The organism is Mycolicibacterium litorale, from assembly GCF_010731695.1.
Classification (GTDB): domain Bacteria; phylum Actinomycetota; class Actinomycetes; order Mycobacteriales; family Mycobacteriaceae; genus Mycobacterium; species Mycobacterium litorale.
In genome coordinates this window covers 946,094-958,100 of the sequence record NZ_AP022586.1, presented here as the reverse complement: position 1 = coordinate 958,100, position 12,007 = coordinate 946,094, and the positions used below count along the sequence as shown (strand labels likewise).

The 12,007-nt window shown below is 71.2% G+C and carries 12 protein-coding genes; 6 read left to right on the top strand and 6 right to left on the bottom strand.

Annotated elements, in window-relative coordinates; translation table 11 throughout:
- Positions 1-4 precede the first annotated feature (4 nt).
- Both G6N30_RS04470 and G6N30_RS04465 read right to left on the bottom strand, forming a co-directional pair.
- Positions 5-1,072, bottom strand: coding sequence for a class I SAM-dependent methyltransferase (locus G6N30_RS04470; RefSeq protein WP_134060697.1), 1,068 nt, complete (start codon positions 1,070-1,072; stop codon positions 5-7).
- A gap of 68 nt (positions 1,073-1,140) precedes the next feature.
- Positions 1,141-2,757, bottom strand: a complete 1,617-nt coding sequence (locus G6N30_RS04465) for a LuxR C-terminal-related transcriptional regulator (protein WP_134060698.1) — start codon at positions 2,755-2,757, stop codon at positions 1,141-1,143.
- Between the two features lie 99 nt (positions 2,758-2,856).
- Between G6N30_RS04465 and G6N30_RS04460 the strand changes: the two genes are divergently transcribed.
- From G6N30_RS04460 to G6N30_RS04450, 3 genes are all read left to right on the top strand, one after another.
- Positions 2,857-3,942 (top strand): S-(hydroxymethyl)mycothiol dehydrogenase, encoded by a 1,086-nt coding sequence (locus G6N30_RS04460; protein WP_134060699.1) that lies wholly within the window; start codon positions 2,857-2,859, stop codon positions 3,940-3,942.
- Positions 3,943-4,005: 63 nt separating this feature from the next.
- Positions 4,006-4,629 carry an MBL fold metallo-hydrolase gene (locus tag G6N30_RS04455; RefSeq protein ID WP_134060700.1) on the top strand — a complete coding sequence of 208 codons (624 nt, stop codon included), beginning with the start codon at positions 4,006-4,008 and terminating at the stop codon, positions 4,627-4,629.
- Positions 4,630-4,732: 103 nt separating this feature from the next.
- On the top strand, positions 4,733-5,821 hold the full coding sequence (locus G6N30_RS04450; RefSeq protein ID WP_134060701.1) for a class I SAM-dependent methyltransferase: 1,089 nt from the start codon (positions 4,733-4,735) through the stop codon (positions 5,819-5,821).
- On the opposite strand, the gene G6N30_RS04445 is transcribed toward G6N30_RS04450, so the two are convergent.
- On the bottom strand, positions 5,822-6,784 hold the full coding sequence (locus G6N30_RS04445) for a GlxA family transcriptional regulator (protein ID WP_134060702.1): 963 nt from the start codon (positions 6,782-6,784) through the stop codon (positions 5,822-5,824). It lies immediately after the preceding gene.
- A gap of 94 nt (positions 6,785-6,878) precedes the next feature.
- On the opposite strand from G6N30_RS04445, the gene G6N30_RS04440 reads away from it, so the two are divergent.
- Positions 6,879-7,535 (top strand): DJ-1/PfpI family protein, encoded by a 657-nt coding sequence (locus G6N30_RS04440; RefSeq protein ID WP_134060703.1) that lies wholly within the window; start codon positions 6,879-6,881, stop codon positions 7,533-7,535.
- The gene (locus G6N30_RS04435) at positions 7,535-7,834 is read left to right on the top strand and encodes a hypothetical protein (protein ID WP_179965549.1); all 300 of its coding nucleotides are present in this window, start codon (positions 7,535-7,537) and stop codon (positions 7,832-7,834) included. Before G6N30_RS04440 ends, G6N30_RS04435 begins: the two co-directional genes overlap by 1 nt.
- Here G6N30_RS04435 and G6N30_RS04430 read toward each other — a convergent pair whose 3' ends face one another.
- On the bottom strand, positions 7,835-9,556 hold the full coding sequence (locus G6N30_RS04430; RefSeq protein ID WP_134060705.1) for an Hsp70 family protein: 1,722 nt from the start codon (positions 9,554-9,556) through the stop codon (positions 7,835-7,837).
- Entirely contained in the window at positions 9,556-10,629 is a 1,074-nt protein-coding gene (locus G6N30_RS04425) for an NAD(P)H-dependent amine dehydrogenase family protein (RefSeq protein ID WP_134060706.1), read from the bottom strand. The genes G6N30_RS04430 and G6N30_RS04425 overlap by 1 nt, the downstream gene beginning before the upstream one ends.
- 69 nt (positions 10,630-10,698) lie before the next feature.
- Here G6N30_RS04425 and G6N30_RS04420 point away from each other — a divergent pair, with 69 nt between their 5' ends.
- Positions 10,699-11,454, top strand: a complete 756-nt coding sequence (locus tag G6N30_RS04420) for a 3-oxoacyl-ACP reductase family protein (RefSeq protein WP_134060707.1) — start codon at positions 10,699-10,701, stop codon at positions 11,452-11,454.
- A 3-nt stretch (positions 11,455-11,457) separates the two neighbouring features.
- Here the strand turns inward: G6N30_RS04420 and G6N30_RS04415 are convergent, their stop codons facing one another.
- Positions 11,458-11,991 carry a hypothetical protein gene (locus tag G6N30_RS04415; protein WP_134060708.1) on the bottom strand — a complete coding sequence of 178 codons (534 nt, stop codon included), beginning with the start codon at positions 11,989-11,991 and terminating at the stop codon, positions 11,458-11,460.
- Positions 11,992-12,007: the final 16 nt, after the last annotated feature.

Genomic DNA, 12,007 nt, shown 5'->3' with positions numbered 1-12,007 from the left:
GATGTTACTTGCGGCAGACGTAGTAGAAGTTCAGCGGATCCGACTCGATCTCCCGCACGTCGACATCGGTGAAGCCGGCGTCGGCCAGCATCGAGGTGGCGAGTTCGCGGCCCCAGCAGGTGCCAAGCCCGGCGCCGTCCAGGCCGAGCGACACGCTCATGCAGTGCATGGTCGACACGGTGTAGAGGTACGGCGCCATCGGCACCCCGATGTTCTCCTCGAGCCGGCTGGAGGCCTTGATGTCGACCATCAGGAACACCCCGCCGGGCCGCAGCGCGCGATGGATGTTGGCCAGCACCCGGGCCGGCTGCGCCTGGTCGTGGATCGCGTCGAACACGGTGATGACGTCGTAGGCGTCGGTCACCTCCAGCGTGGCGACGTCCTCGGCGACGAACCGCGCGTTCTGCAGGCCGAGGCGCTGCGCCTCGGCGCGGCCGGTGCCCAGTCCCTGGTCGGAGAAGTCGATGCCGGTGAACCGGCTGGCCGGGAACGCCTGCGCCATCACGTTGATCGCGTGCCCGCTGCCGCAACCGATGTCGGCGACGTCGACGCCGGCGCGAAGCCGCTCCGGGAGACCGTCCGCCATCGGCAGGATCGCATCGACGAGCGCGGCGTCGAAGACCTCGCCGCTCTCCTCGGCCATCAGGGTGTGGAATCGCGGATACGCGCTGTAGGGCAGTCCCCCGCCGTGCCGGAAGCAGTCGAGGATCTTCTGTTCGACCTCACCGAGCAGGGGGATGAACTGGGCGACCCGCGCGAGGTTTTCCGGACCCGCCGCGCGGGTGAGGACGGCGGCGTGGCTGCGCGGCAGCGCGAAAGTCTGCGCCGTGGCGTCGTAATCCACGACGCGGGCGGCGGCGATCCCGCCGAGCCACTCACGCACGTAGCGTTCGTCGAGCCCTGCGGCGTCGGCGATCTGGACGCTGGTGGCGGGCGGAAGTTCAGCCATGGTGTCGAACAGACCGGTCTGGTGTCCGATGGACAGCAGGATCGTCAGGCTCGCGCTGTCGAGCGCGCCGACGATGCGTTCTGCGAACTGCTCGGCCGAGGTGGTGTCGTCAACGGTGGTCATGGCTGGAACGCTAGGCGCCGGGCGGGAGCGCCGGATCGGGAAAACGATGTATTTCGCCCCGGAGGCGTCTACACGATGTTGTGCTGATGCGCCCAGGCCACCGCCGCGGCGCGCGAGGACACCTGAAGCTTGAGGTAGATGTTGGCCAGATGGCGGCCGACGGTCTTCTCGCTGATGAACATCTGTTGTGCCAGTTGGCGGTTGCTCGCACCGTCGGCGGCGATGCGGCGCAGGATGTCGAGCTCGCGCTTGGTGAGCCCGCCCGGTGAGGGGTTGCCGCACATCGCCGTGGACTCGACACCCAGCTGCGCGTAGATGCTCTCGGCCGTCGCGGAATCTGCGGCCGCGGCGGCCTCGTCCCCCGACGCGCGGTGGGCCAGTGCCATCCACTCGTACACTTCGGCGGCCTCATAGCGGGACTGCTGGGTGCGGTACTCGCGCAGCGCGGCGGCGAGGCGCTCGAGCGCCTCGGCGTACCGGCCCTGCCGGACATCGACCGCGCCGCGGGCATGGGCCGCCCACCCGCGGAAGCCGGCGGTGCCGAACCGTGCCGCGCCCTCCTCGAGTTCCCGGCAGTAGCGCTCGGCGTCGTCGAATTGACCACGGGCCAAAGCGATCTCGACCGCAGCCCGCAGCAGCCGCATCCGGTCGAGCCGACCGGCGCCGGTCAGCGCGACGTGCAGCGCGGTCCACGCCGCCTGGCTCTCCCCCCGGCTGCAGCGCAGCAGCGCCTCCCCGGGCTGCGGGTCGACACCCGAGGCGCGGGCCCTCGCGTAGGCGGTCAGTGCGCCGTCGGCGTCGCCGCGCAGCCGGCGCACCTCCCCGAGTTGATAGAAGCCTTCGCCGGCGGCCCAGGAGTTGACACTCTCGAGCATCTGGCTGGCGACGGCCAACTCGTTCTCGAGCGTCGCGTAATCGTCGGTCGCGGCACGCACCTGCAGCCGGTGCACATCGCACACCCCGCCGTAGGTGTCCGAACCGGCCGTGGCGCACCACCGTTCCATGGAGTGCACCCACGCCCGCATGCGCGGCAGGTCGGCCACCTTGTGGCAGACGTGCAGCACGATGCAGTAGATGTCACCGGCCCAGTCGATCGGCACGTCGTCGGCCAGCAGCGGCAGCATCACCTCGTCGAGCAGTCCGCCCGCGTACGCCATCCGGCCGGCGTACACCGCCTCGATCGCCTCGGCGACCATCGCCAGCGCGGTCAGCGCGGGCACGTCGAGGCGGCCGCTCATCGCCCGCAGCTCCCCGACGAGCCGGCCCAGCGTGTCGAAGTCGTCGCTCAGTACGGCGACCACCGCGTCCAGGTAGGTGAGATAACCGTGGGTCGAGTTCTCCGGAACACCGTCGAGCAGTCGCCTCGCGCGGTTCATCCAGCCGGCCGCGATGTTGAGGTCACCGCGGGTGAGCCACGCCAGCGCCAGCTCGACGGCCTTGCGCGCCGCGGCGTTCGGATCGCTGCGCACCAGCTGGGCGAAGACCCGCTCGGCGATGCGCACCGCTTCCTTCGCCTCGCCGATGCGCCACGCGGCCACCGAGAGGGCGTCGAGATCGTCGGTGTGCAGCGCCGCGATCGTGTTGGCCCGTACGAAATCCGCGTAGGCGCCGTGCCAGTCGCGACGCGCGTGGGCCGCGCGCGCCGAGGCCAGCAGCCCGGTCTGGGCATCCGTGATCGTGTTCATCTCGCTCCGTTCAACGGTAGAGCGAGCCGGCCGGTTCGATCAGGGGTTTCGCCAGGCCGGCGGGATTCGTCGACGGACTCGAGGCATTAGGTTGTAGGCATGAGTCAGACAGTGCGCGGCGTGATCTCCCGCTCGAAGAAGCAGCCGGTGGAAGTGGTCGACATCGTGATCCCCGATCCGGGTCCCGGCGAGGTGGTCGTCGACGTGATCGCGTGCGGGGTGTGTCATACCGATCTGACCTACCGCGAGGGCGGCATCAACGACGAGTACCCGTTTCTGCTCGGCCATGAGGCCGCCGGCACCGTCGAATCCGTCGGCGAGGGGGTCACCAACGTGGCCCCCGGCGATTTCGTCGTCCTGAACTGGCGGGCGGTGTGCGGGCAGTGCCGGGCCTGCAAACGCGGCCGCCCGCATCTGTGTTTCGACACCCACAACGCCGCCCAGAAGATGACGCTGACCGACGGCACCGAACTCACCCCCGCGCTGGGGATCGGGGCGTTCGCGGACAAGACCCTCGTCCACGAGGGCCAGTGCACGAAGGTCGACCCCGAGGCCGACCCGGCGGTGGCCGGCCTGCTGGGCTGCGGGGTGATGGCCGGCATCGGCGCCGCGATCAACACCGGGGCGATCACTCGCGACGACACCGTCGCGGTCATCGGCTGCGGCGGGGTCGGCGACGCCGCGATCGCCGGCGCCGCCCTGGTCGGGGCGAAGAAGATCATCGCCGTCGACACCGACAACCGGAAACTGGAGTGGGCCCGCGACTTCGGCGCCACCCACACCATCAACGCCCGCGATCTCGACGTCGTCGCCACCATCCAGGACCTCACCGACGGGTTCGGCACCGACGTGGTCATCGACGCGGTCGGACGCCCCGAAACCTGGAAGCAGGCCTTCTACGCCCGCGACCTGGCCGGCACCGTCGTGCTCGTCGGGGTTCCCACCCCGGACATGACGCTGGAGATGCCGCTGGTGGACTTCTTCTCCCGCGGCGGCGCCCTGAAATCCAGTTGGTACGGCGATTGCCTGCCCGAACGCGACTTCCCCACCCTGATCTCCCTGTACCGCCAGGGCCGGTTGCCGCTGGAGAAGTTCGTCTCCGAACGCATCGGGCTCGACGGCATCGAGGACGCCTTCCACAAGATGCATGCCGGTGAGGTGCTGCGCTCCGTGGTGGTGTTGTGATGAGCGCTCGCGCGAAGAACGGAGAGCACTGATGAGCGCTCGCGCGAAGAACGGAGAGCACTGATGAGCAATATCGAGCGGGTCGTCACCTCCGGGGTCTTCGAACTCGACGGGGGGTCCTGGGAGGTCGACAACAACATCTGGATCGTCGGCGACGACACCGATGTGGTGGTGTTCGACGCCGCGCACGACGCCGCCCCGATCGTGATGGCCGTCGGCGGCCGCAATGTCGTCGCGGTGGTCTGCACCCACGGCCACAACGACCACATCACCGTGGCGCCCGAACTCGGCCAGGCCCTCGACGCGCCGGTGCTGCTGCACCCCGCCGACGACATGCTGTGGCAGATGACGCACCCGGGCAAGCCGTTCCGCACCGTCGAGGACGGGGCCACCCTGCGCGCCGGCGGCATCGAACTGCGCGCCCTGCACACCCCGGGGCACTCCCCCGGCTCGGTCTGCTGGTACGCCCCCGAGCTGAACGCGGTGTTCTCCGGGGACACCCTGTTCCAGGGCGGACCCGGCGCCACCGGCCGCTCCTACTCCGACTTCCCCACCATCCTGGAATCCATCTCCGGGCGCCTCGGGGTGCTGCCCGGTGAAACCGCCGTCTACACCGGACACGGTGACACCACCACCATCGGCGACGAGATCGTCCACTACGACGACTGGGTCGCCCGGGGGCACTGACCGACTCCGCCGAACGTGCGCCTCCTGCGACTTCCGAGCGGAAATCTCGCGAGGGGCGCACACTCGGTGAATAGCGTCGTCTGCGTTCGAAGGAAATCCGCCCGTGCCCGAGTCCAGTGTGGTGGTTCGCCCGCAGCCGAAGGACAGCGGCTACTACACGGAGGCGTCACGGCTGCAGGCCGCGGGGCTGCGGCCGGCGATCGCGCTGTTCGAGCAGGCCGCCAGGGTGGTGCCGCTGCCGCACGCCCCGCAGCCGATCGCGATCGCCGACTACGGTGCGGCGACCGGGCACAACTCGCTGCTGCCGATCTGCGCGGCGCTCAAAGTGCTGCGCACCCGCACGACGCGTGAGCATTCGGTGCTGGTGGCCCACACCGACGTGCCCGAGAACGACTTCACCGCGATGTTCCGCACGCTGACCGAGGACCCCGATTCGTATCTGCGCAAGGACGCCGCGGCGTTCGCGTCCGCGGTCGGGCGGTCGTTCTACTCGCAGATCCTGCCGTCCAACAGCATCACGCTCGGTTGGAGTTCCTATGCGGTGCAGTGGCTGAGCCGGGTCCCGACCCCGGTGCCCGACCATCTCCTGGTGGCCCACACCACCGACGCGTCCGTGCGCGCCGCCTACGCCCGCCAGGCGGCCCACGACTGGCACGAGTTCATCGCGTTCCGGGGTCGCGAACTGTGCCCGGGCGGGCGGCTGGTGGTGATGACCATGGGCATCGGCGAGGACGGTGAGTACGGGTACCGGCCGCTGCTGGCCGCGATGACCGATGCGCTGGCCGAACTCGCCGGGGCGGGGCTGGTGCGCGAGGACGAACTGCGGCGCATGACGATCCCCACCGTGGGCCGGCGCGCCGCGGAGTTCATGGCGCCGTTCGCCCCCTCGGGTCGGTTCGAACGCCTGGAGATCGAGCACCTCGACGTGTTCGACGGTGAGGACCGGTTCTTCGGCCAGTATCGGGCGGACAAGGACGCCAGGGCTTTCGGCCGCAACTGGGCGCAGTTCGCGCGGGCGTCGGTGTTCGCCACGATGGTCGGGGCGCTCGAGGTCGCGCCCGGTGATCCGCGCGCCCGGCAGTTCGCCGACGGGCTCGAGGCGGGCATCGCCGCGCGGATGGCCGCCGCTCCAGAGGGCACGCAGATCCCGCTGGCCCATCTGGTGCTGCACAAGCGGCCGAAGATCCGGTGATCAGCCGGCGAGGCGTTCGCGAAAAGTGTTGCGGTAGCTCAACGGTGCTACGCCGGTCAGCCGTCGGAACTGTTCGCGGAAGTTCGCGGGCGAGGTGAACCCCACCTCGCGGCCGACGCGTTCGACACCGTAGTTGGTGGTCTCCAACAGCTGCTGGGCGTGCCGGACGCGCACCCCGGTCACCCACTGCATCGGGGTCTGGCCGGTCTCCGCCTGGAAGCGCCGGTTCAGCGTGCGCACGCTCATCGACGCGTACTGCGCGATGTCGGCGAGCGTGAGGTCTCGGTGGGCGTGCTGTTCGAGCCAGGCCAGCACGGCGTCGAGTTCCGTGCGTTCGGCCAGCGGTCCGGCGGCCGCCCGGTTGCGCAGGATGAACTGCGCCTGACCGCCACTGCGGTGCAACGGCGCGACCGCCATGCGGGCGGAGTCGGCGGCGACGGCGGCGCCGTGGTCGCGGGCCACCATGTGCAGGCACAGATCCAGGCCGGCCGACGCACCGGCGGAGGTGAGCACCTGACCCTCGTCGACGTAGAGGACGTCGGGATCGAGGCGCACGGCAGGGTACGCGGCGCGGAATGCGTCGGCGGCCAGCCAGTGCGTGGTGGCCCGCCTGCCGTCGAGCAGTCCGGCGGCGGCCACGGTGAAGGCGCCGGTGCAGATCGAGGCGATCCGGGCGCCCGCCGCGTAGGCGGTGCGCAACGCCTCGACCACGGCCGCCGGTGCGGGCGTGTCGATGTCGTTGACACCGGGCACCACGATCGTGTCCGCCCCGGCCAGTGCGTCGATGCCGTGGTCGGTGGCGATACGCAGCGGTCCGGCGTCGACCTGCGGGGCGGTGGCGCACACCCGCACGTCGTAACCCGGTGTGCCGTCGGGCTTTCGGGTGCGGCCGAACACCTCGACGGCGGTGGCGAGGTCGAACGCGATGGTGTCGGGCACGGCCAGGACCGCGACGGTGTGCATGGCCGCACAGTAGCAGTCCTGCTGGCAAGATGTCGGCGCACAATGGCGATCTGGCCACTGCCGTCGCCGTCGCGCACCCGGCACGCTGATCGGCATGAAGGCCCAGATCGTGCTGTTCGACGGGTTCGACCCGCTCGACGTCATCGCCCCGTTCGAAGTGCTCGTCGCCGGCAGCGACGCCGTCGGGGGTGAGCTGGCCGTCGAGCTCGTCGCCGCGGAGGGCCCGCGGCCGGTGATCAGCGGCAGTCGCGGACTGGTGTTGCAGGCGACCTCCCGATTGGACCCGCAGACACCGGGGTTCGTGATCGTGCCGGGCGCGGCGGGCCCGGTCGAAGGCGATCCCGACGACGGCGACGTGACGATTCCTGTACTGCTGGCCCGCTTCGGCGAAACCGCGGCGATCCCGCTCATCCGGCGAGCCCTCGCCCATCCGCAGGTCACGGTGGCCACGGTGTGCGGCGGTTCGCTCGCGCTGGCGATGGCCGGTCTCCTGGAGGGCAGGTACGCGGTCACCCACCACCTCGGTATGGCCGTGCTCGAGGCGACCGGTGTGCATGCGGTCCCCGCCCGGGTGGTCGACGACGGAGACGTGGTCAGCGGGGCGGGGGTGACCTCGGGACTCGATCTGGCACTGCACCTGCTCGAGCGAACCTACGGGCCGCAGATCGCCGCCGCGGTCGAATCTCTGTTCGCCTACGAGCGGCGCGGAACGGTGTGGAGCAACCGCGGCCGCGTCCCGGAGGCGGTGTGATGGGGATCGTCGGCCAATGGGACGTGCGGATCAAGACGCCGATCGGATCCATCACCGCCACATACGATTTCGTCGACGACGGCGGAGCGCTGCGCGGCAGCGCCACCTCGACGAGCGAGACCGTACCCCTGGAGGACATCACCGTCGGCGGACAGCGGGTGACGTGGCGTCAGTCGGTGACGCGACCGATGCGGCTGCACCTCGACTTCGACGTCGTCGTCGACGGCGACCGGATGAGCGGCCATTCGCGGGCCGGCCGCCTGCCCCGCTCGGCGGTGACGGGCGTGCGCCGCGGCTGACTACCCGCCGAAGCCGGGCGGGGCGGGCACGAACGGCAGGCCGGGGATCGTCGTGTACGGCAGCGTCGGGATCAGCGGCGGTGGCTGTGTGGTCGTGACCGGCGGCTGAGTCGTGGCCGGCGGCGGGGTGGTGGCCGGCGGCGGGGTGGTCGCCGGTGGCTCCGCGGGCGGGGGCGGCGGCGCCTCGGGGGCCGGCGGCGGTGGCGCTTGCGTCGCGGGCGGCGGCGCGGTCTGCCGGACCGTTTCGGGTGCCGGCGCCTGCGGGGCGGGCGTGTCGACGGGCGGTGGCGCCGCCGGCGCGGGCGCTTCCGTCGTCGTCACCGTGGTGGTGGTCGGCTCCGTGGAGGACGGGGCGTCGTCGTCGCGGTTGACGAGCACCACCGCCGCCACCAGCGCCGCGAGCACCGCGGCCGCCCCGAGCCCGAGCGCCACCGGCGGGCGCCGGTACCACGGCACCGTCGCGGGCCGCCTGTCGTCGGCCCCGTCGGGCGGGCCGAACAGGAACTTCGGCCGCACGTCCGCATCGCCGGCCGGCTCGGTGTCGTAGGCGGCGGGGGCGATGTCGGGGACGTCGTCGGCGTCCGACCACGCCAGCGCGCGGAACGTGCTGGACTGCGCGGTGTCGTCGACGACGGGCGCGGCGGCCGTCAGCGGTGCGGCCGCGGCGAGCGCGGTGTGCGCGTCGTCGTCGGGTCCGCGGACTGCGGTCAGTCCCGCGCCGATCGCCGCGGCGAGTTCCGGTCGCCGGCTGGTGACCACCGGGACGCGGAAGTTCTCCGACAGCGTGGTGGTGATGATCGGGATGCGCGCACCGCCGCCTGCGGTGGCGACCGCGGCCAGGTCGCCCGGCCGGACACCGGCCCGCTCCAGGCTGCCGCGCAGGACCGCCACGAAGTCCGCGAGCGGTGTGCGCACGATGTCGTCGAGTTCGGCGCGGGTGAGCCGGACCTCGCCACTGTGCCCGGGCAGCTCGGCGGTCAGCGCCGTCACGGTCTCGGTGGACAGCCGCTCCTTGGCGCCGCGGCACGCACCGCGCAGCCGGGTCAGCGAGCCGATCGCCGAGGTGCCCGACACATCCACCGTCCCCGCGGCCGACAGGCCGGCGACGACGTGGGTGAGCAGCGCCTGGTCGATCACGTCCCCGGACAGGTCGAGGTGCCGCACGGTGGGGGCGATCGGCCGCAGGCCGTCGGCGGCGTCGGCCAGCGTGATGCTGGTGCCGGATCCGCCGAAGTCGCACAGCGCGATCACGCCGCGGGTCGGCAGCCCGGGCTCGTCCCGCAACGCGGTCAGCGTCGCCACCGCATCGGGCAGCACCGGGACCGAGCGCCCGAACTCCGGCACCTCGGCGAGCGCGGTGCGCAGCGCCTCGACCGCGCCGTCATGCCAATGGGCGGGGTGGCTCACCGCGATCGGGTCGACGGGCTCGCGGCCACGGGTCAGCGCATAGAGCAGGGCCCGCAGCGCGTCGGCCGTCAGCGCCTCCCCGCGATGACTGGTCCCGTCGGCGGCCAGGATCGCGACCGGATCCCCCACCCGGTCGACGAAGTCGGTGACGACCAGGCCGGGCTCGTCGAGTCGGGGATTCTCGCCGGGCAGGCCGACCTCGGGCGGACGGTGGCCGAACAGCGTGAGCACCGGTGTGCGCCGCACCGCGGCGCGGCCCACCACCACGGCCGCCATCGCGGTCGCTCCGAGCGACAGTCCTATCCCGTCTGGCATCAGCGAATTGTGCCTGCCCCGGCGATCAGCGGTAAGTCCAGGGCGGTCACCCAGCCCGGGCGCAGGTCGTTGACGGCGGGTACGGCGTTGAGCGCGCGCATCCCGGTGGCCAGACATCCCGCCGCGGCGGCGTCGCGTCCCGAGCCATCGGTGAACCGGAACGCGGTCTCCTGCACGATGCTGGGGGTGCCGTCGATCTCGACGCGGTAGACGTCGTTCTCGGTGCCCGACGGCCAGTCGGGGGCCGCGTCGTTGCCGATGCGGTTGACGTGTTCGAGTTGGATGCGCGTCTCGCCCCGGTAGACGCCGTTGATGGTGAACCGGACGGCCGCGACGTTGCCCGCCTCGATGACCCCCTTCGCGCTCTTGCGGTCCGTGGGCGTCACCCACTTGTCGTAGGTGGTGGTGATCTCGTCGAGCATGATCCCCGCCGCGTGCGCGATCATGGGAACCGTTGCACCCCAAGCGAACACAAGGATGTCGGGGGTCTCGAGCAGCGCCCGGTGCCCGGGTGGCCTGCCGATGCCCATCTCGTTCTCGTAGTCACCGGTGTAGTTGGTGTAGTCGAGCAGTTCGGCGGCGCGCACGCGCTTGACCTCGGCGCACACGCCCATGAGCGTCATCGGGAACAGGTCGTTGGCGAAGCCGGGGTCGATACCGGTGGTGAAGCACGACGACTCCCCGAGCTCGCATGCCTCGGTCACCGGCACGATCCATTCGGGCGGGTTGAGGTGCATGGTCGGCCACACCCACGGCGTCATCGCCGTCGAGCACACGTCGATCCCGGCGCGCAGGAACCGGGTGATCAGCGCGATGTTGGCGTCGGCGTGCGCGGCGGTGGGCCCGAAGTGCACCAGTGCGTCGGGGCGCAGCGCGATGAGCGCGTCGATGTCGTCGGTGGCGGTGACGCCGAGCGGGCGGCCGAGCCCGCAGATCTCCCCCGCGTCGCGGCCCACCTTGTGCGGGTCGCTCACCCCGACGCCGACGAGTTCGAACAGCGGGTGCCGGTCGATCTCGGCGATCACCATCTTGCCGACGAAGCCGGTGCCCCACACCACGATCCGTTTGGTCATGCGCCGCCTTCCGTCGACTTGGGTTCACCTTAGGGCGCGCGGGCGCCGCGGCGGCTACATTCGGGTGGCATGACGACAGCGAACGGCGGCCCGCTGGCCGGGCGGCGGGCACTGGTGACCGGCGGGTCGCGCGGCATCGGTGCGGAGATCGTGCGGCGACTGGCCTTCGACGGGGCTGCGGTGGCGTTCACCTACGGGTCGTCGGTGGCCGATGCGGACAAGGTCGTCGTCGACGTGTCCCGTGGCGGCGGCCTGGCGTTGCCGATCCGGGCGGACAGTGCGGATGCCGGGCAGATCGCCTCGGCGGTCGACGAGACGGTCACCCGCCTCGGCGGCCTCGACATCCTGGTCAACAACGCCGGAGTGGCGAGCTTCGGCGCGGTCGAATCGGTCCCGCTCGACGAGTTCGACCGGCTGGTGGCGGTCAACGTCCGTGGGGTGTTCGTGGCGATCCAGTGCGCGGTCCCGCATTTGGGTGACGGCGGGCGCATCATCAACATCGGCAGCATCAACGCCGAGCGGGTCCCGTCGCCCGGCCTGTCGGTGTACTCGATGACCAAGGCCGCGGTGGCCGGGCTGACGCGCGGGCTCGCCCGCGAGCTGGGGCCGCGCGGTATCACGATCAACAACGTCCAGCCCGGTCCGATCGCGACGGACATGAACCCCGAGCACGGGGAATTCGCCGAGGCGGCAACCCAACTCATCGCCGTCGGGCATTACGGCCACACATCCGACGTGGCCGGCGTGGTGAGCTACCTGGCCGGACCGGACGCCAGCTACATCACCGGGGCCAACTGGAATGTCGACGGCGGCTTCACCGCCTGAGCGCTAGAAGCAGCGCCGCAGCCCGCCCGGCTCGCAGATCAACGGGTACCGATCGACCGGAGTGTCCAGCGGCCGCACATAGGCGAGTGTGAACGGCGTCTTGATCATGTTGGCCGGCATGGCCCCGTTGCAGGCCGGGACGTTGGTGGTGGTGCGGGTCCCGGACATCGTGTCCGTGTTGATCTCGTAGGTCTCGACGATCGGCCCGAGGCTGCCGTCCGGGCATTTGAGGCCGTCCTTGACCGCGGTGGTGTACGTCCACACGCCGTTGGTCACCCTGGCCTGGCCGCCCTGGACGCCGGTGAACGCCTGCACCCACAGCCGGCAGGCCACCGGCAGGTACAGCGGTTCCCGTAGATCGCCGACGGTGGGCACGCAGGACGGGAAGATCGTCACCTCACCGCGCAAACCGTCGGCCTGGGTGTAGGTGTAGACGCCTTCGAGAATCTGCTGCTCGGCCTGGGCGGGGCCGGCCGCACCGACCGCAGCGCCGAGCGCCAGCACCGCGGCGGCTATCACTCGAGTGAGGGTCGTCATCGCGGTCAGTATGGCA

Coding starts and splice junctions, on each gene's coding strand:
- G6N30_RS04470 (WP_134060697.1), bottom strand. CDS start 1,072: ATGACCACCGTTGACGACACCACCTCGGCCGAGCAGTTCGCAGAACGC.
- G6N30_RS04465 (WP_134060698.1), bottom strand. CDS start 2,757: ATGAACACGATCACGGATGCCCAGACCGGGCTGCTGGCCTCGGCGCGC.
- G6N30_RS04460 (WP_134060699.1), top strand. CDS start 2,857: ATGAGTCAGACAGTGCGCGGCGTGATCTCCCGCTCGAAGAAGCAGCCG.
- G6N30_RS04455 (WP_134060700.1), top strand. CDS start 4,006: ATGAGCAATATCGAGCGGGTCGTCACCTCCGGGGTCTTCGAACTCGAC.
- G6N30_RS04445 (WP_134060702.1), bottom strand. CDS start 6,784: ATGCACACCGTCGCGGTCCTGGCCGTGCCCGACACCATCGCGTTCGAC.
- G6N30_RS04440 (WP_134060703.1), top strand. CDS start 6,879: ATGAAGGCCCAGATCGTGCTGTTCGACGGGTTCGACCCGCTCGACGTC.
- G6N30_RS04435 (WP_179965549.1), top strand. CDS start 7,535: ATGGGGATCGTCGGCCAATGGGACGTGCGGATCAAGACGCCGATCGGA.
- G6N30_RS04430 (WP_134060705.1), bottom strand. CDS start 9,556: ATGCCAGACGGGATAGGACTGTCGCTCGGAGCGACCGCGATGGCGGCC.
- G6N30_RS04425 (WP_134060706.1), bottom strand. CDS start 10,629: ATGACCAAACGGATCGTGGTGTGGGGCACCGGCTTCGTCGGCAAGATG.
- G6N30_RS04420 (WP_134060707.1), top strand. CDS start 10,699: ATGACGACAGCGAACGGCGGCCCGCTGGCCGGGCGGCGGGCACTGGTG.
- G6N30_RS04415 (WP_134060708.1), bottom strand. CDS start 11,991: ATGACGACCCTCACTCGAGTGATAGCCGCCGCGGTGCTGGCGCTCGGC.